Raw genomic sequence first — 18,896 nt, 5'->3', positions numbered from 1 at the left:
AAATGAAAGTATTAGTGATTGGTAACGGCGGGCGCGAGCACGCTCTGGCGTGGAAAGCGGCGCAGTCTCCGCTGGTTGATACCGTCTTCGTGGCACCGGGCAACGCCGGTACCGCGCTGGAATCCGCGCTGCAGAACGTGGCTATCGGCGTGACCGATATCCCGGCGCTGCTGAGCTTTGCCCAGAGCGAGAAAATCGACCTGACGATTGTGGGCCCGGAAGCACCGCTGGTAATTGGCGTGGTGGATGCGTTCCGCGCAGCAGGCCTGAAAATCTTCGGCCCAACGGAAGGTGCAGCCCAGCTTGAAGGCTCTAAAGCCTTCACCAAAGATTTCCTCGCGCGTCATAACATTCCGACGGCGGAGTATCAGAACTTCACCGAAGTGGAGCCAGCCCTGGCCTACTTACGTGAAAAAGGCGCGCCGATTGTCATCAAGGCCGACGGTCTGGCCGCCGGGAAAGGCGTTATCGTCGCGATGACCCTCGAGGAAGCCGAAGCCGCTGTTCACGATATGCTGGCCGGCAACGCCTTTGGCGACGCGGGCCACCGCATCGTGATCGAAGAGTTCCTCGACGGTGAAGAGGCGAGTTTTATCGTGATGGTCGACGGCGAGCACGTTCTGCCGATGGCCACCAGCCAAGATCACAAGCGCGTGGGCAACGGCGATACCGGCCCGAATACCGGCGGGATGGGCGCCTACTCCCCTGCTCCGGTAGTGACTGACGAAGTGCACCAGCGCACCATGGACCGCATCATCTGGCCTACCGTGAAAGGGATGTCGGCGGAAGGCAATACCTACACTGGTTTTCTTTACGCAGGTCTGATGATCGACAAGCAGGGCAACCCGAAGGTGATTGAATTCAACTGCCGCTTCGGCGATCCGGAAACACAGCCTATCATGCTGCGCATGAAATCCGATCTGGTGGATCTGTGTCTGGCAGCCTGCGAAGGCAAGCTCGACGAGAAAACCTCAGAGTGGGACGAGCGCGCGTCTCTGGGCGTGGTGATTGCTGCGGGCGGGTATCCGGGTAGCTACAGCACCGGCGATGAAATCCACGGCCTGCCGCTGGAAGAAATTGACGGTGCGAAGGTGTTCCACGCCGGGACGAAGCTGGCTGACGACGATCGCGTCCTCACCAACGGTGGCCGCGTGCTGTGCGCCACCGCGCTGGGCCATACCGTGGCAGAAGCGCAGAAGCGCGCTTATGCGCTGATGGCGGATATTCACTGGGACGGCAGCTTCAGCCGCCAGGATATCGGTTATCGCGCGATTGCGCGTGAGCAGGGCGAGTAATTTCACACCCTCTCCCTCAAGGGAGAGGGAACTTAAATCAAAAACTTTTCTCTGTCGGCTGCCAGGTGCAGAAGTCTTCGTTCGCCACCAGCAGCAGCTGAGAGCCTTCCGGCGCTTCCAGCCACGCCACACTCACCTCCATTGATGAATGACGCTGACGGCGTTGAATATGTTCGGTCGCCCAGGATTCGAGCTCAGGCTTCACCGTCTGCCCTTCGCAGGTGGTCACCGTCCCATCGGTATGCCAGCGCCCCTGGCGCAGCACAACGCGTCCCAGACGCAGCGCGTCGCTTGTCTGGCGGATTTGTTCGGCACGGTAACGGTAGAGGGCGATTTGATCGCTGGAAAGCTGCTGTTTTTGACCGCCGACTTCACGCTGCATAAAGCTCAGCTCGCCATGGTCATCAAAACGCACTTTCACGTGTTCGGGGGTTTTGCTGTAGACGTTCAGTTCAATCAGCGACAGGTCATCTCCCTGCCAGCGATATTCCGCAGTCGACGTATTGCCGCTATGCCACGGGCTGAAGGCAGAAAGCAGATGCACTTCGCCACCGGAATCTTTGCGCCAGATCCTGACCGCCCCCTGGTTGTCCGCGTAACCGCTGGCGGTAAACGGAGGGAGGGAGGAATCGTGGCTACAGGCTGACAGCAACAGCACGCCTGCCAGCGCGAGCGTTTCACGCCAGAAAGACAAAAGGGGCGTTGCCGCCCCTTCGCTAAAACTGTTCACTGCCACGCGTCTTACTTAACAGCGTCTTTCAGTGCTTTACCAGAAACAAATGCCGGCACGTTAGCTGCGGCGATTTTGATTTCTTTACCGGTCTGCGGGTTGCGGCCAGTACGCTCAGCGCGGTGGTTCACTTTGAAGGTACCGAAACCAACCAGTTGTACAGCATCGCCTTCTTTCAGAGACTCAGTAATAGCAGCCAGGGTAGATTCCAGAGCAGCTTTAGCCTGCACTTTAGACAGATCAGCCTTGTCCGCAATTACATCAATCAGTTGAGTCTTGTTCATAAGTTATCCTTTCAATGTGTTTATCGCTTGCTAAGCATCGAGTGCGACGAAAATGCCAAAAAAGCACTCTCCTGCATACACGCACCGATAGCCACTTTTTTTCGCCCCCCAAATGTAGACCAGACGGGGGGCAGAAGGGAAGAGTCGAGGAGCGACAAAACAGGCGTTAAATCACGTTTTGTTGTCTCATTGGTTAAAAATTATACCAATATTGCTCTCACCGGCCTCACGTAAGTCCGCTCGCAGACCTTTGATCAGCTCAATATCGCGTTCTTCACACTCTGCCAGCAGGCGGAAAATTTCCCACTGGATGTCCCATTCTTGCTCTACGGCCGGATTGGCACGCAGCTCTTCGTCGGTCATTTCACGACCTGCCTGGGTCATCTCCAGCATGGCGACGGTGGTAATCGAGGCCTTACTGACTTCGATAGCGTGCTCCAGCGTTTCACCGCTCAGACGAGAGTGGAGCAGCTCGCTTAACGCGACGCAGGCATCAATCGCTGGATAAACTCCGTACAGGTCAAAATCATCCGCAACCGGGATCGCCTCTTCCAGCTTTTCCAGCTGAGAGTCGAAGTTCACCTTCGCGTCTTTCACCGTCAGCGTCTCCCAGATTAAATCCAGGATGCGGCGATAAATCTGGCCTTCGCCAAACTCCGTTTGCTTACAGAACGCGGCGTAGTTGGGATACATGCGCTCGCACAGGCAAGCCATAAACGTCACGTGCTGCCAGCTTTCCAGCTTCTCAAGGCGCAGATGAATCGGGTTTTGTAGCATGATGATGTCTCGAATCGAAAATTAGCCGCAGTTTACCTGAATCACGGCTGAATTTCCTGCCAACGAACAAAAGCCGGACGCGAGGAGGCAACGGCGTCCGCCCAGCGCGTCGGCTCAGGTAAACGGTAGCCCTTCATGCAGCGCTGAACCCACGCCAGGGCGCTGTCCATACTGACCCGGTGCCCGGTGGCGATGAACAGCGGGTTACAGCGCGCCTTGCTGCGCCAGACCCACGCCAGCTGCTCGCCTTTATGGATGAGCGGCGCCAGCGCGCCAGGCTCTGGGGAGAGCGGCTCAAACGCCCCACACAGGCGCTTCTTGGCAACGCCGATGGTCGGCACATCCACCAGCAGCCCAAAGTGGCTGGCAACGCCTAAGCGGCGCGGGTGGGAAATACCGTGTCCATCGACAAACAGCAGGTCAGGTTTTTGCGAGAGCTGTTCCCACGCTGCCAGCAGCGCGGGATATTCGCGAAAGGAGAGGAAACCCGGAATGTACGGCATGGTGGTCGCGATACGCGCCACCTTGTACTCCACCAGCTCAAGCGAAGGGTATTTCAGTACGACCATCGCCGCTCGCGTCACTTCCCCACCCTGCTCGAACCCGACGTCCGCTCCACCAATGTACTGCGGAGGATCCTTATCCAGACGATCCTCACGGATCACCGATGAAGCCAGTTCGATTTGCTGAGCGCGTAGCGACGCGAGATCCATAACCTCTCCTTACTTGTGATACTGGGCTGAAAGCCTATGCACCGCCTCCACAAATACGCCTGCGTGTTCTGGCGGCACATCCTGATGGATGCCGTGGCCGAGGTTAAACACGTGGCCTTCACCCTGGCCGAAACCAGACAGTATAGTCGACACTTCTTCTTCAATGCGGGCTGGCGGCGCATAGAGCATGGACGGATCCATATTGCCCTGCAGCGCCACTTTGTCGCCCACGCGACGGCGCGCTTCGGCGATATCGGTGGTCCAGTCGAGGCCCAGCGCGTCGCAGCCGGTTGCCGCCATCGCTTCCAGCCACTGGCCGCCACCTTTGGTGAACAGCGTCACCGGCACGCGGCGGCCTTCGTTTTCACGCAGCAGGCCGTCGACGATTTTGTGCATGTAGTACAGGGAGAACTGCTGATAATCGCGCCCGGTCAGCACGCCGCCCCAGGTATCGAAAATCATCACCGACTGCGCGCCCGCTTTAATCTGCGCGTTCAGATAGAGGGTGACGCTCTTCGCCAGCTTGTCGAGCAGCGCATGCAGGGCCAGCGGCTCGGCGTACATCATCTTTTTAATCATGGTGAAGGCTTTGCTGCTGCCCCCTTCAACCATATAGGTCGCCAGCGTCCACGGGCTGCCGGAGAAGCCAATCAGCGGCACTTCACCTTTCAGCTCACGGCGAATGGTGCGTACGGCGTTCATCACGTAGCCCAGCTCGCCTTCCGGATCGGGGATCGGCAGCTTATCCACGTCGGCTTTGCTTTTGATTGGGGAGGTGAAGCGCGGGCCTTCGCCGGTTTCAAAATAGAGCCCAAGGCCCATGGCGTCCGGAATGGTGAGAATGTCCGAAAAGAGAATGGCGGCATCCAGCGGGAAGCGGCGCAGCGGCTGGAGCGTTACTTCACAGGCCAGCTCGGCATTTTTGCACAGCGACATAAAATCACCCGCCTGCGCGCGCGTGGCTTTGTACTCTGGCAGATAGCGTCCCGCCTGGCGCATCATCCACACCGGGGTGACATCAACGGGCTGGCGCAGCAGCGCACGCAGATAACGATCGTTCTTCAGTTCGGTCATTTTTGCAGTTCCTTAAGCGTCATGGCCTCAGTGTAACACTACTCATACTCGGCCCGACACATCGCCACGGTATCTTCTATCAGCCGACGCGCCACCGTACCCGGTGGGGGTAAAAGAGGCAGATCGTCATAACGATACCAGTTTGCCTCCAGCAGCTCTTTCTGGTCGATAACGATCTCGCCGCTATCATATTCAGCCATAAACGCCGTCATCAGCGACATCGGGAACGGCCACGGCTGCGAGGTGACGTAGCGCAGGTTTTTCACCTTGATTCCGCTCTCTTCCATCACCTCGCGCGCTACCGCCTGCTCCAGCGTTTCGCCCACCTCGACGAACCCGGCGAGGACGGTATGAATGCCGTTGCGATGGCGGGTATGCTGCGCCAGCAGGATGGAATCTTCCCGACGGATAGCGACGATGATGCACGGCGCGATCTGCGGATAATAACGTTCACGGCAGTGGCCGCAGAGCAGCGCCCACTCGGTTTTGCTTGGGTGCATGGTATGCCCGCAATAGCCGCAGTATTTGTGCGAGCGATAAAACTCCGCCAGCTGCACGCCCCGCCCCGCGAGCTGGAACAGTCCCGCATCCAGATCAAGCACCTGGCGAACGGATCCCATATCCTGACGACGCGCTTGTTGGATCAACCATACGGGCTCACCCTGCCACTCGCCGATCCTGAGCGCAGGCAGGCCCACGAGATCGAACGTTTCTGCCGCACCGTAGGGTATTTCTCCACCGGGCAGCCACAACTTCTGTTCGTGACTGACGATCCACCAACCCAGATCTGATTTTTCAATAATACGATCCATATCTATTGCACTACCTTCGCTTCACTGACATGTTGTTAGCATTGTGGTTACATTTTGGATAAGTAGATCCCATTCTAAACTTTGCGGAGTCGACCATGTTAAACCAGCTAGAAAGCCTGACGGAGCGCGTTGGAGGAAGTAACACACTGGTGGATCGCTGGCTACATGTACGCAAGCATCTCCTCGTGGCGTATTACAATCTGGTCGGTCTTAAGCCTGGCAAAGAATCCTTTATGCGGCTGAACGAAAAAGCGCTGGATGATTTTTGTCAGAGCCTGGTCGACTACCTTTCCGACGGCCATTTCAACATTTATGAACGTATTATCCGCGAAATGGAAGGCACAAATCCCTGTTTAGCGGCCAGCAAACTTTGTCCACTACTGGAAGCCAATACCCAGCAGATCATGGATTACTACGATTCCACGCTCGAGAATGCCATCGATCACGATAATTATCTTGAGTTCCAGCAGGCGCTTTCCGACCTTGGCGAAGCGCTGGAAGAGCGATTCACGCTGGAAGATAAGCTGATCGCCCTCGCCCTGGATAACGGCCTGGACGTCAGCCACGAAGATAACGTCGTGCGCCCGGCTTGAGTTCTTAATCGTTAACGAGTAATTTACAACCATTCGCCCCTCTGCGGAGGGGGATTTTTCTTGTCGGAGTGCCCAGCGCCTGAACGCGCGGGCTGAGACCGTTAATTCGGGATCCGCGGAACCTGATCAGGCTAATACCTGCGAAGGGAACAAGAGTTACACTGCTGTTGAATCGCCCCTGGGCGATCTTCTCTTGCTTCATCCGTCGTCTGACAAGCCATGTCCTTCACTTTTGGAATGAGCTATGTCTATCGTTAAATTGACCCGTCGCGAACAGCGCGAACACGCCCAACGCTTCATCGATACCCTGGAAGGGACCGCCTTCCCAAACTCGAAACGTATCTACATCACCGGCTCGCAGGCCGATATCCGCGTGCCGATGCGTGAAATCCAGCTTAGCCCGACGCTTATTGGCGGCAGCAAAGAGAACCCGCAGTACGAAGACAACGAAGCCGTGCCGGTGTATGACACCTCAGGCCCGTACGGTGACCCTGATGTTGCCATCAATGTCCAGCAGGGCCTGGCAAAGCTACGCCAGCCGTGGATTGACGCGCGTAACGACTGCGAAGAGCTGAGCGTGCGCAGCTCTGCGTATACCAAAGAACGTCTGGCCGACGACGGTCTGGACGAGCTGCGCTTTACCGGCCTGCTGACGCCAAAACGCGCCAGAGCGGGCAAATGCGTGACCCAGTTGCACTATGCGCGCCAGGGCATCGTCACGCCGGAGATGGAGTTCATCGCCATCCGTGAAAACATGGGCCGTGAGCGCATCCGCAGCGAAATATTGCGCCACCAGCATCCGGGCGAAGGCTTTGGCGCTCGCCTGCCGGAAAACATCACGCCAGAGTTTGTGCGCGACGAAGTGGCCGCAGGCCGCGCTATTATCCCCGCCAACATTAACCATCCGGAATCCGAGCCGATGATTATCGGCCGTAACTTCCTGGTGAAGGTCAATGCCAACATCGGCAACTCGGCGGTGACGTCATCCATCGAAGAAGAGGTGGAAAAGCTGGTCTGGTCAACGCGCTGGGGCGCGGATACGGTAATGGATCTTTCTACTGGCCGCTACATCCACGAAACCCGCGAATGGATCCTGCGTAACAGCCCGGTGCCGATCGGTACCGTCCCGATTTATCAGGCGCTGGAGAAGGTCAACGGCATCGCCGAAAACCTCACCTGGGAAGCGTTCCGCGACACGCTGCTGGAGCAGGCGGAACAGGGTGTGGACTACTTCACCATTCACGCAGGCGTGCTGCTGCGCTATGTGCCGATGACGGCGAAGCGTCTGACCGGCATCGTCTCGCGCGGCGGTTCCATTATGGCGAAGTGGTGCCTGTCCCATCATCAGGAAAACTTCCTCTACGAGCACTTCCGCGAGATCTGCGAAATCTGCGCCGCCTATGACGTCTCGCTGTCGCTGGGCGACGGCCTGCGTCCGGGCTCAATTCGCGACGCCAACGACGAAGCGCAGTTTGCCGAGCTGCACACGCTGGGCGAACTGACCAAAATCGCCTGGGAGTATGACGTGCAGGTAATGATTGAAGGCCCGGGCCACGTGCCGATGCAGATGATCCGCCGCAACATGACCGAGGAGCTGGAACACTGCCACGAAGCGCCGTTCTACACCCTGGGGCCATTGACGACCGATATTGCGCCGGGCTATGACCACTTCACGTCAGGCATTGGGGCGGCGATGATCGGCTGGTTCGGCTGCGCCATGCTCTGCTACGTGACGCCGAAAGAGCACCTCGGCCTGCCTAACAAAGAGGACGTGAAGCAGGGGCTGATTACCTACAAGATTGCCGCCCACGCGGCGGATCTGGCGAAAGGCCACCCGGGTGCGCAAATCCGCGACAACGCCATGTCCAAAGCGCGCTTTGAATTCCGCTGGGAAGACCAGTTTAACCTGGCGCTCGATCCCTTCACCGCCCGCGCCTACCACGATGAAACCCTGCCGCAGGAATCGGGTAAGGTGGCGCACTTCTGCTCCATGTGCGGGCCGAAGTTCTGCTCGATGAAAATTAGCCAGGAGGTGCGCGACTACGCCGCCGCGCAGACCATTGAAGTCGGCATGGCGGACATGTCAGAAACCTTCCGCGCGAAAGGCGGCGAAATCTACCTCAAAAAAGAGGAGGCGTAATGTACCAGCCTGATTTCCCCTCCGTGCCCTTCCGTTTAGGGCTCTATCCGGTGGTGGACAGCGTGGAGTGGATCGAACGCCTGCTTGAGGCCGGCGTTCGCACCCTCCAGCTGCGCATCAAGGATAAGCGCGATGAAGAGGTAGAGGCCGATGTGGTCGCCGCCATCACGCTGGGACGCCGTTACGACGCGCGTCTGTTTATCAACGATTACTGGCGACTGGCGATTAAGCACCAGGCGTATGGTGTCCATTTGGGTCAGGAGGACCTGGAAACCACCGATTTGAACGCCATCCGCCAGGCTGGCCTGCGCCTTGGCGTTTCAACACACGATGACATGGAGATCGACGTGGCGCTGACGGCCCGCCCCTCTTACATCGCGCTGGGTCACGTCTTCCCGACGCAAACCAAGCAGATGCCCTCGGCGCCGCAGGGGCTGACGCAGCTGGCGAGTCACGTTAAGCGCCTTGCCGATTACCCGACCGTCGCCATTGGCGGAATCAGCCTTGAACGCGCCCCGGCAGTGCTGGAGACCGGCGTCGGCAGTATCGCCGTCGTCAGCGCCATCACCCAGGCCGCAGACTGGCGGTCCGCCACCGAACAGCTTTTACAGCTGGCAGGAGCTGGCAATGAATGACCGCGATTTTATGCGCTACAGCCGTCAGATCCTGCTGGAAGATATCGCCATCGACGGGCAGCAAAAGCTGCTCGCCAGCCGGGTGCTGATTGTTGGCCTGGGAGGATTAGGCGCGCCCGCCGCGCTCTATCTGGCCGGTGCGGGCGTGGGCACGCTGGTGCTGGCCGATGACGACGAAGTGCACCTCAGCAACCTGCAGCGGCAAATCCTCTTCACGACAGACGATGTCAACCAGCCTAAAGCGCAGGTTACGCGCCAGAGGCTGAATCAGCTCAACCCCGATATCGAACTGATTGCACTTCAGACGCGGCTGAGCGGTGAACATTTGCAGCGTGAAGTCGCCCTTGCCGACGCGGTGCTGGACTGCACCGATAATATGGCGACGCGTCAGGCCATCAACGCCGCCTGCGTGGCAGAGAATACGCCGCTGATCACCGCCAGCGCGGTGGGGTTCGGCGGGCAGATGATGGTCCTGACGCCGCCGTGGGCGCAGGGCTGCTACCGTTGCCTGTGGCCGGACGATGCCGAGCCAGCGCGCAACTGCCGCACGGCGGGTGTGCTTGGTCCGGTGGTGGGCGTGATGGGCACGCTGCAGGCGCTGGAGGCCATCAAGCTGCTCAGCGGCATGGAGACGGAGCGCAACACGCTGCGCCTGTTCGACGCCCGCTCCAGCGGCTGGCGCCATCTGGCGCTACACCGCGCCAGCCGCTGCCCGGTATGCGGAGGCCGCGATGCGCATTCTGTTTAACGATGAGCCGATGAGCTGCGACGACGGGCTTACCGTTGCCGTACTGCTCGATAAATTACGCCAGCTTAAGCCGGGAACGGCGCTGGCGCTCAATCAACAGATCCTGCCGCGCGAGCAGTGGGAACATCAGCAGGTCAATGAAGGCGACCAGATCCTGCTGTTTCAGGTTATCGCAGGGGGCTGATATGTTACGTATTGCCGATAAAGTCTTTGATTCGCATCTGTTTACCGGAACCGGAAAATTCGCCTCGCCACAGCTGATGGTGGATGCCATTCGCGAAAGCGGCAGCCAGCTGGTGACGCTGGCGCTTAAGCGCGTGGATCTGCGTCATCACAGCGATGCCATTCTTGCACCGTTGCTTGAAGCTGGCGTCACGCTGCTGCCTAACACCTCCGGCGCCAAAACGGCCGAAGAGGCGATTTTCGCCGCACAGCTGGCGCGGGAAGCGCTCGGCACCCGCTGGCTGAAGCTGGAAATTCACCCGGATGCCCGCTGGCTGCTGCCCGACCCGATCGAGACGCTGAAAGCGGCAGAAAAGCTGGTGCAGCAGGGGTTTACCGTTCTGCCTTACTGCGGCGCGGATCCCGTGTTGTGTAAGCGTCTGGAAGAGGTCGGCTGCGCCGCCGTCATGCCCCTGGGCGCCCCCATTGGCTCCAATCAGGGGCTGGAAACCCGCGCAATGCTGGAGATCATCATCGAGCAGGCGACCGTGCCGGTGGTGGTGGATGCGGGCATCGGCGTTCCCAGCCACGCCGCGCAGGCGCTGGAGATGGGTGCCGACGCGGTGCTGGTGAATACCGCGATTGCGGTAGCTGACGATCCGGTGATGATGGCGCGCGCGTTCCGTCTTGCCGTGGAGGCTGGCGTGCTGGCCAGAGAATCAGGTCCCGGCTCACGCAGTTTCCAGGCACAGGCTACCAGCCCGCTGACCGGTTTTCTGGAGGCGCTCTCATGAGCACGTTTACCGAGCGCTGGCGCGAGCTTAACTGGGACGACATAGCCCTGCGCATTAACAGCAAAACGGCGGCTGACGTGGAACGCGCGCTGAATGCCCGTCATTTGACCCGTGAGGATCTGATGGCCCTGCTCTCTCCGGCAGCCAGCGCCTACCTTGAACCGATGGCACAGCGCGCTCAGCGCCTCACCCGGCAACGGTTTGGCAACACGGTAAGCTTCTACGTCCCGCTCTATCTTTCGAACCTGTGCGCCAACGACTGTACCTACTGTGGTTTCTCCATGAGCAACCGCATCAAGCGGAAAACGCTCGATGAAGAGGAGATCGCACGCGAGTGTGCCGCCATTCGTGAAATGGGGTTTGAGCATCTTCTGCTGGTTACGGGCGAGCATCAGGGGAAAGTGGGAATGGACTACTTCCGTCAGCATCTTCCGGCGATACGTCGGGAGTTTGCGTCGTTGCAGATGGAGGTTCAGCCCCTGTCGCAGGACGAGTATGCAGAGTTAAAAACGCTCGGGCTGGATGGGGTCATGGTCTATCAGGAAACTTACCACGAGACGACGTACGCCCGGCATCACCTGAAGGGGAAGAAGCAGGATTTCTTCTTCCGGCTGGAAACGCCGGACAGGCTGGGCCGTGCCGGGATCGACAAAATCGGGCTGGGTGCGCTAATTGGGCTTTCAGACAGCTGGCGGGTTGATTGCTACATGGTGGCAGAACATCTGCTGTGGCTGCAGCAACACTACTGGCAAACCCGATACTCCATCTCCTTCCCGCGCCTTCGCCCCTGCGCAGGAGGCATTGAACCGGCTTCGCTGATGGATGAGCGCCAGCTGGTGCAGACCATCTGCGCGTTTCGCCTGCTCGCCCCGGAAGTAGAATTATCGCTCTCAACACGTGAGTCCCCGGCGTTTCGCGATCGCGTCATTCCCCTTGCGATTAACAACGTCAGCGCGTTTTCCAAAACGCAGCCGGGCGGGTATGCAGACGACCATCCGGAGCTGGAGCAGTTTGCACCGCATGACGGACGGCGTCCAGAAGCCGTTGCCGCCGCCCTGACGGCACAGGGTCTGCAGCCTGTCTGGAAAGACTGGGACAGCTGGCTGGGAAGAGCCTCGCAATGACGATGAAACGCACTGCAACACGGTAAAAAATTGTCGAGGCGCTACGGAAAGGCAAAACCGGATGATTGTCAGCTATCGTCCGGTTTTTTATTGTCATCAGGTCAGCAACGGACGCTGACCAGGGCGAAAAGCTTCTTCCTCGTTTCGCCCTGCCTCAGACTCCGTGCATAAGATGGGCGACATGGCTTGAATAAGATATTTCTTAGTGATTCTTAAGATAAATCATCTCGTCTTAAATCGGGTTCCGTATAATTCACCGCTAACCGCAGGACAGCGACTATGCTGAGAGGATATCGGCAGACGAAAAGTATTCACCATCAGGATCGATGTACAACTCATGGCACTTCACAGCAAAAAGCTCTCTTTTACCCGGCCAATCATGCTTAGCTTCGCGGGGATCCTGTGCAGTTTTGCGCTGATCGCAGTCGTGGTCACGCTTTCGCAACAAAAGGATTTTCTTGAGGACTATCATAAGATTAATGGGAATTTCACCCATAACCTTGCGGTGAACTACACCGAGTCTATCCTGCGTGAAAATGACTATATTCTGGGACGCTCCGCCATCTACTTTGCGCGCGACGACAAGCTAAACGAGACCCTCAACCTTAACCCGACGCAAGGTCTGCAGATGATGATGCATTTGCAGAATCTGATGCCGACCGTGTCATCCATCTCGCTGGTAGACACGCAGGGACATTATCTGCGCGCGCCGGAAGTGCTCCCCACGGAAAAGAGCAAAACTTTCGATCCCCGGACGCGGCCGTGGTTTGTCGCCCAGGCTGAAGCCAGTATCTTTAGCCACTATACCCGCCCCTATATGGATTACTTCACCGGCCACCCAACGGTAACAGTCTATAAGCCGTTAATTTCACCAGAAGGCCGCCTTAAGGGCACGCTCGCGTTTCATCTTGATTTGACGTCAATGGGCTACACTCTGCGTCAGATGGTCGCCCCTGTTCAGGGGGAATTCTTCGTCGTCGAACGTGATGGCGCCGTCGTGCTGCACCCTGATACTGGCGCGCTCTTCAAACAGTACGTGAGCGAAGCGCTGATGGACAAAATGACCAGTGGTGAAGGCCATCTCTACGACAAGAAAACCAACGCCTGGTATTACTACTACTCTTTCACAAACCCGGACTGGTTTGTTATCTACCGGGTCTCTGGCGCAACGCTTACCGATATTACCCGCCACGAAACGACGATCGTAGGCTGGGGTTTCGCGCTGGCGGCCATCATTATCATTCTCTTCGGCCTCTATCTGCGCCATGCCTCACGTACCGTGCTGATGACCATTATCAACGCGATCAAAACGGGCGATGTCAGCCAGGCACCGCGTCTGGAAGCGATGCTGAGCCACACCATCCAGTCCAATAAAGAGCGTGAGATGGCATATGTCCGCCAGGCCACTCACGATGCGCTGACAGGCTGCAAAAACCGCCGTGCGTTCGATAGCGATGTAGAGGAATTATTAAGCGCCCACCAGCCTTTCGCGATGGCGCTGGTTGATATTGATAACTTCAAGTCAATTAACGACACGTGGGGACATCTGAGCGGTGATATCGTCCTGCGTAACGTGGCGCGTGAGGGGATCCAGATAATGCAGCCCCACAACGTCTCGGTCTACCGCTACGGTGGCGAAGAGTTCGCGGTGATCTTCCAGGCCGAGCAGATCGCTGCCGCATTCTCATTGCTTGATGCATGGCGCACCGCCGTTGAAAGGCGCGCCTGGCGGGAAGAAAACCTGCACGTCACGTTCAGTGCGGGTCTCGGTGAATGGCACTTCGAACCGCTGGAACAATTTGTCGAAAGCGTTGATAGTGCCCTCTACAGCGCGAAACGGCAGGGTAAAAACCGCATTATCCGAACAGCCATCAGCTAATCCCCCACCTCACAGCCCGCCCGTTCCCCACGGGTGAGGTTGACGGTCATACAAATTGTAACCGGTTTCAGAAATTCGCCGGTTTCTTTGTGATGCCTGACACACAATCGTGGTAAAGCGGTTGTTGAAGCCCTCTGTGCGAGATAATTATCAATAAACACATGTAGATCGAGGCTGATTATGAAGAACATCGTTTTATGCTGTGCAGCGGGAATGTCAACCAGCATGCTGGTTCAACGTATGAAAGACGCCGCGCAGAAAAAAGGGGTTGAAGTCACCATTAAAGCCGTTCCGGTTGCGGAGTTTAAAGACAACATCGCGACGGCCGACATCGTATTGCTGGGGCCACAGGTTAAATACGAGCAGGCTAAACTGCAGGCGCAGGCCGACCCGCTGGGCAAAAAGGTCGCGGTGATCGACATGATGGATTACGGCATGATGAAAGGCGATGCCGTACTGGAAAAAGCGCTCAAGCTGCTGGAGTCATAATGGACGACTTAGAAACCACGATCATGGAACTGCTGGTCAATGCAGGTGCGGCACGCAGCGCGGCCCTGACGGCCCTGCAGATGGCGCGTAAAGGTGAGTTTGACGAAGCTGAGAAAGCGATGGAAGAGTCGCGCGAATATGTGAAGCACGCGCATACGATCCAAACGCAGCTTATCGGCCTTGACGAAGGGACCGGGAAACTGCCGGTTAACCTGATCACCGTTCATTCTCAGGACCACCTGATGAACGCGATGGTTATTCAGGATCTGGCGGGCGATATGATTGAGCTTTATCGACGCATCCCGCTAGTGAATTAAAGACATGCAGATATAAAAAAACCCGCCGAGGCGGGTTTTTTATTTACGGCATCAACGATTACTCGTTGTCGGAACCGCCCAGACCTGCGTTCAGCAGTTCTGCAAGGCTCGCGGAGGCATCTTCAGCAGTAACCTGCGGTGCAGCTGGCAGTTCGCCCGCTGCGCGACGACGCATACGATCCTGGTGGTACGCATAACCGGTACCGGCCGGGATCAGACGACCCACGATGACGTTCTCTTTCAGACCGCGCAGTTCATCACGTTTACCTGCAACAGCGGCTTCGGTCAGGACACGAGTCGTCTCCTGGAACGATGCTGCAGAGATGAAGGACTCGGTTGCCAGAGACGCTTTGGTGATACCCAGCAGATCGCGTGCGAAGGTCGCACCGATTTTGCCATTCGCTTCGAGATCGCGGTTAGCGATCTTAACGCGTGAGTATTCAACCTGCTCGCCTTCCAGGAAGTCGGAGCTGCCCGCGTTTTCGATGGTTGCTTTACGCAGCATCTGACGAACGATAACTTCGATGTGCTTATCGTTAATCTTAACGCCCTGCAGGCGGTATACGTCCTGTACTTCGTTAACAATGTAACGAGTAACAGCATGCACACCACGCAGACGCAGGATGTCGTGCGGCGCTTCTGGACCGTCGGAAACCACGTCACCACGTTCTACACGTTCGCCTTCGAACACGTTGAGCTGACGCCACTTAGGAATCATCTCTTCGTACGGCTCGCTGCCATCTACTGGCGTGATAACCAGACGGCGCTTGCCTTTGGTCTCTTTACCGAAGGAGATGATGCCGCTGATTTCAGCCAGGATTGCAGGCTCTTTCGGACGACGTGCTTCGAACAGGTCCGCAACGCGTGGCAGACCACCGGTGATGTCCTTGGTACCGCCGGATTCCTGAGGAATACGCGCCAGGGTGTCACCAGAGCTGATCTGTACGCCATCTTCCAGCTGTACAATCGCTTTACCCGGCAGGAAGTACTGCGCAGGCATATCGGTACCCGGGATCAGAACGTCGTTACCCTGAGCATCAACGATTTTCAGCGCAGGACGCAGATCTTTACCACCGGTAGTACGTTCTGCAGAATCCAGAACCACCAGAGAAGACAGACCGGTCAGCTCGTCGGTCTGACGAGTAATGGTCTGGCCGTCGATCATGTCAGTAAAGCGGATGAAACCACTTACTTCGGTGATAACCGGCATGGTGTGTGGATCCCAGTTTGCAACGGTTTCACCGCCGGCAACCTGCTCGCCATCACCTTTCGCCATAACAGCACCGTAAGGCACTTTATAGCTCTCTTTGGTACGACCGAATTCGTCGATCAGCTTCAGCTCGGTGTTACGAGAAGTGATAACCAGTTTACCGCTGGAGTTCACAACCGATTTCGCGTTGCTGAGCTTGATGCTACCTTTGTTTTTCACCTGGATGCTGGATTCAGCAGCCGCACGAGATGCCGCACCACCGATGTGGAACGTACGCATCGTCAGCTGTGTACCCGGCTCACCGATGGACTGTGCCGCGATAACGCCGATGGCTTCACCTTTGTTGATGATGTGGCCACGCGCCAGGTCACGACCGTAGCAGTGCGCACATACACCAAAGTCGGTGTCACAGGATACAACGGAACGCACTTTTACGGAGTCAACAGAGTTCGCTTCCAGCAGGTCACACCACTGTTCGTGCAGCAGCGTGTTGCGTGGAACCAGAATGTCTGCGGTGCCCGGCTTCAGGATGTCTTCCGCGGTTACACGACCCAGTACGCGATCGCGCAGCGGCTCTTTAACATCACCACCCTCGATAACCGGGGTCATGGTGATACCTTCGAGGGTGCCACAATCGTCTTCGGTCACAACCAGATCCTGCGCAACGTCAACCAGACGACGCGTCAGATAACCGGAGTTCGCTGTTTTCAGTGCGGTATCCGCCAGACCTTTACGCGCACCGTGCGTGGAGATGAAGTACTGGAGTACGTTCAGACCTTCACGGAAGTTCGCGGTGATTGGCGTTTCGATGATGGAGCCATCCGGCTTCGCCATCAGACCACGCATACCTGCCAGCTGACGAATCTGTGCTGCGGAACCACGCGCACCGGAGTCGGCCATCATGTAGATGCTGTTGAAGGAAACCTGCTGCTCTTCTACGCCGTCACGGTTAATCACGGTTTCGGTTTGCAGGTTATCCATCATCGCTTTGGATACACGATCGTTCGCCGCAGCCCAGATATCGATAACTTTGTTGTAACGTTCGCCCGCGGTGACCAGACCAGACTGGAACTGCTCCTGGATTTCCGCAACTTCAGCTTCCGCTTCAGAGATGATCTCGTGTTTCTTCTCTGGGATGACCATGTCATCGATACCAACAGATGCACCTGAACGCGCTGCATAAGCAAAGCCGGTATACATTGTCTGGTCAGCGAAGATAACGGTCGGCTTCAGACCCAGAATGCGGTAACAGGTGTTCAGCATTTTGGAGATCGCTTTCTTACCCAGCGCCTGGTTGACGATGGAGAAAGGCAGACCTTTCGGTACGATCATCCACAGAATGGCACGGCCAACGGTCGTGTCTTTCAGGCTGGTTTTCGCAACGAATTCGCCGTTTGCATCTTTTTCGTATTCGGTGATACGCACTTTAACGCGCGCATGCAGAGAGGCCAGGCCAGCGCGATAAATACGCTCAGCTTCTTTCGGGCCAGTCAGCACCATGCCTTCGCCTTTGGCGTTAACACAGTCACGGGTCATGTAGTACAGACCCAATACAACGTCCTGAGAAGGAACGATGATTGGCTCACCGTTCGCTGGAGACAGGATGTTGTTGGTAGACATCATCAGCGCACGCGCTTCGAGCTGGGCTTCCAGCGTCAGCGGTACGTGAACAGCCATCTGGTCACCATCGAAGTCGGCGTTATAAGCCGCACAGACCAGCGGGTGCAGCTGGATAGCTTTACCTTCGATCAGTACTGGCTCAAATGCCTGGATACCCAGACGGTGCAGTGTTGGTGCACGGTTCAGCAGTACCGGGTGTTCGCGGATCACTTCGTCCAGGATATCCCAAACGACAGCTTCTTCACGCTCAACCATTTTCTTAGCGGCTTTGATGGTAGTGGCGAGTCCTCGCAGCTCCAGCTTGCCGTAGATGAACGGTTTGAACAGCTCCAGTGCCATTTTCTTCGGCAGACCGCACTGATGCAGACGCAGGTATGGACCTACGGTGATTACAGAACGACCGGAGTAGTCAACACGCTTACCGAGCAGGTTCTGACGGAAACGACCCTGTTTACCTTTGATCATGTCGGCCAAAGATTTCAGAGGACGTTTGTTAGAACCGGTGATCGCACGACCACGACGACCGTTATCCAGCAGGGCATCTACCGCTTCCTGCAGCATACGTTTTTCGTTGCGTACGATGATATCCGGCGCAGCCAGATCCAGCAGACGTTTCAGACGGTTGTTACGGTTGATCACGCGACGATACAGATCGTTCAGATCGGACGTTGCGAAACGACCACCATCCAGCGGAACCAGCGGACGCAGATCTGGCGGCAGAACCGGCAGAACGGTCAGGATCATCCACTCTGGTTTGTTACCAGACTGAACGAACGCTTCCAGCAGTTTGATACGCTTGGTCAGCTTTTTACGCTTGGTTTCGGAGTTGGTTTCGTTCAGCTCTTCACGCAGCTGCTCGCACTCTTGCTCCAGATCCATGCTCTTCAGCAGGGCCTGAATAGCTTCCGCACCCATCTTCGCGTCGAATTCGTCACCGAACTCTTCCAGCGCGTCCAGATACTGCTCTTCAGTCAGGATCTGGTGACGTTCCAGGTTCGTCATCCCGCCTTCGATAACCACATAAGATTCGAAGTACAGTACACGTTCGATATCGCGCAGCGGCATATCCAGCAGCAGGCCGATACGGGACGGCAGAGATTTCAGGAACCAGATGTGAGCAGTCGGAGACGCCAGCTCGATGTGGCCCATACGCTCACGGCGTACTTTGGTCTGGGTCACTTCAACGCCGCACTTCTCACAGATCACACCACGGTGTTTCAGGCGCTTGTACTTACCGCACAGGCACTCGTAATCTTTTACTGGCCCGAAAATACGTGCACAGAAAAGGCCGTCACGCTCAGGTTTGAACGTACGGTAGTTGATGGTTTCCGGCTTTTTAACTTCACCGAAAGACCATGAACGGATCATGTCTGGCGAAGCCAGAGCAATTTTGATCGCATCAAACTCTTCGGTTTTAGTTTGCGCTTTCAGAAACTTTAATAAGTCTTTCACGGATTTGCTCCCGTCGGAGTTAGCACACTCTGCTGTCGGGCGTTAACC

Annotated in this window: 18 protein-coding genes and 1 riboswitch; of the genes, 11 read left to right on the top strand and 7 right to left on the bottom strand. The window is 56.9% G+C overall.

The window, feature by feature from the left end; all coding sequences use genetic code 11:
• The first annotated feature begins 2 nt into the window (after positions 1-2).
• On the top strand, positions 3-1,295 hold the full coding sequence (gene purD / locus V1603_RS04190) for a phosphoribosylamine--glycine ligase (protein WP_395313529.1): 1,293 nt from the start codon (positions 3-5) through the stop codon (positions 1,293-1,295).
• A 37-nt stretch (positions 1,296-1,332) separates the two neighbouring features.
• Here the strand turns inward: purD and V1603_RS04185 are convergent, their stop codons facing one another.
• The 6 genes from V1603_RS04185 to nudC all read right to left on the bottom strand — a co-directional run bounded on the left by V1603_RS04185 (position 1,333) and on the right by nudC (position 5,685).
• On the bottom strand, positions 1,333-2,025 hold the full coding sequence (locus tag V1603_RS04185) for a DUF1481 domain-containing protein (RefSeq protein WP_395313967.1): 693 nt from the start codon (positions 2,023-2,025) through the stop codon (positions 1,333-1,335).
• A gap of 11 nt (positions 2,026-2,036) precedes the next feature.
• On the bottom strand, positions 2,037-2,309 hold the full coding sequence (gene hupA, locus V1603_RS04180; protein ID WP_002445246.1) for a nucleoid-associated protein HU-alpha: 273 nt from the start codon (positions 2,307-2,309) through the stop codon (positions 2,037-2,039).
• A 186-nt stretch (positions 2,310-2,495) separates the two neighbouring features.
• Complete coding sequence (locus V1603_RS04175) at positions 2,496-3,086, bottom strand: YjaG family protein (protein ID WP_116344068.1); 591 nt, start codon at positions 3,084-3,086, stop codon at positions 2,496-2,498.
• A gap of 41 nt (positions 3,087-3,127) precedes the next feature.
• Complete coding sequence (gene nfi, locus V1603_RS04170; protein ID WP_023331768.1) at positions 3,128-3,799, bottom strand: deoxyribonuclease V; 672 nt, start codon at positions 3,797-3,799, stop codon at positions 3,128-3,130.
• Positions 3,800-3,808: 9 nt separating this feature from the next.
• On the bottom strand, positions 3,809-4,873 hold the full coding sequence (hemE, locus tag V1603_RS04165; protein ID WP_163331134.1) for a uroporphyrinogen decarboxylase: 1,065 nt from the start codon (positions 4,871-4,873) through the stop codon (positions 3,809-3,811).
• Positions 4,874-4,911: 38 nt separating this feature from the next.
• Entirely contained in the window at positions 4,912-5,685 is a 774-nt protein-coding gene (gene nudC / locus V1603_RS04160; RefSeq protein ID WP_166709750.1) for an NAD(+) diphosphatase, read from the bottom strand.
• A gap of 95 nt (positions 5,686-5,780) precedes the next feature.
• Between nudC and V1603_RS04155 the strand changes: the two genes are divergently transcribed.
• The 10 genes from V1603_RS04155 (at position 5,781) to V1603_RS04110 (ending at position 14,566) form a co-directional block, all read left to right on the top strand.
• Positions 5,781-6,278, top strand: a complete 498-nt coding sequence (locus V1603_RS04155) for an Rsd/AlgQ family anti-sigma factor (RefSeq protein ID WP_061096558.1) — start codon at positions 5,781-5,783, stop codon at positions 6,276-6,278.
• Between the two features lie 54 nt (positions 6,279-6,332).
• A riboswitch (TPP riboswitch) is annotated at positions 6,333-6,444 on the top strand.
• A 78-nt stretch (positions 6,445-6,522) separates the two neighbouring features.
• Complete coding sequence (thiC, locus tag V1603_RS04150) at positions 6,523-8,418, top strand: phosphomethylpyrimidine synthase ThiC (protein ID WP_233003724.1); 1,896 nt, start codon at positions 6,523-6,525, stop codon at positions 8,416-8,418.
• Positions 8,418-9,053, top strand: a complete 636-nt coding sequence (thiE, locus tag V1603_RS04145; protein ID WP_163331137.1) for a thiamine phosphate synthase — start codon at positions 8,418-8,420, stop codon at positions 9,051-9,053. Before thiC ends, thiE begins: the two co-directional genes overlap by 1 nt.
• Entirely contained in the window at positions 9,046-9,801 is a 756-nt protein-coding gene (locus V1603_RS04140; RefSeq protein WP_116344073.1) for a HesA/MoeB/ThiF family protein, read from the top strand. The genes thiE and V1603_RS04140 overlap by 8 nt, the downstream gene beginning before the upstream one ends.
• A complete protein-coding gene (gene thiS, locus V1603_RS04135) occupies positions 9,785-9,985 on the top strand; it encodes a sulfur carrier protein ThiS (protein WP_163331138.1) in 201 nt (66 codons plus the stop codon). The genes V1603_RS04140 and thiS overlap by 17 nt, the downstream gene beginning before the upstream one ends.
• Position 9,986: 1 nt before the next feature.
• Complete coding sequence (gene thiG, locus V1603_RS04130) at positions 9,987-10,757, top strand: thiazole synthase (RefSeq protein WP_116344075.1); 771 nt, start codon at positions 9,987-9,989, stop codon at positions 10,755-10,757.
• Complete coding sequence (gene thiH / locus V1603_RS04125; protein ID WP_233003723.1) at positions 10,754-11,881, top strand: 2-iminoacetate synthase ThiH; 1,128 nt, start codon at positions 10,754-10,756, stop codon at positions 11,879-11,881. Before thiG ends, thiH begins: the two co-directional genes overlap by 4 nt.
• 337 nt (positions 11,882-12,218) lie before the next feature.
• Positions 12,219-13,760 carry a diguanylate cyclase domain-containing protein gene (locus V1603_RS04120; RefSeq protein WP_395313528.1) on the top strand — a complete coding sequence of 514 codons (1,542 nt, stop codon included), beginning with the start codon at positions 12,219-12,221 and terminating at the stop codon, positions 13,758-13,760.
• 180 nt (positions 13,761-13,940) lie between these two features.
• Positions 13,941-14,249, top strand: a complete 309-nt coding sequence (locus tag V1603_RS04115; protein ID WP_010425948.1) for a PTS sugar transporter subunit IIB — start codon at positions 13,941-13,943, stop codon at positions 14,247-14,249.
• Positions 14,249-14,566, top strand: coding sequence for a PTS lactose/cellobiose transporter subunit IIA (locus V1603_RS04110; RefSeq protein ID WP_116344078.1), 318 nt, complete (start codon positions 14,249-14,251; stop codon positions 14,564-14,566). Before V1603_RS04115 ends, V1603_RS04110 begins: the two co-directional genes overlap by 1 nt.
• 58 nt (positions 14,567-14,624) lie before the next feature.
• Here V1603_RS04110 and rpoC read toward each other — a convergent pair whose 3' ends face one another.
• A complete protein-coding gene (gene rpoC, locus V1603_RS04105) occupies positions 14,625-18,848 on the bottom strand; it encodes a DNA-directed RNA polymerase subunit beta' (RefSeq protein WP_116344079.1) in 4,224 nt (1,407 codons plus the stop codon).
• Positions 18,849-18,896 lie beyond the last annotated feature (48 nt).

The sequence above is a fragment of the Enterobacter sp. ECC-219 genome, assembly GCF_043966805.1.
GTDB classification, from domain to species: Bacteria; Pseudomonadota; Gammaproteobacteria; order Enterobacterales; family Enterobacteriaceae; genus Enterobacter; species Enterobacter cloacae_N.
The sequence above is the reverse complement of the archived record's forward strand: the minus strand, read 5'-3'. Positions and strand labels throughout refer to the sequence as shown.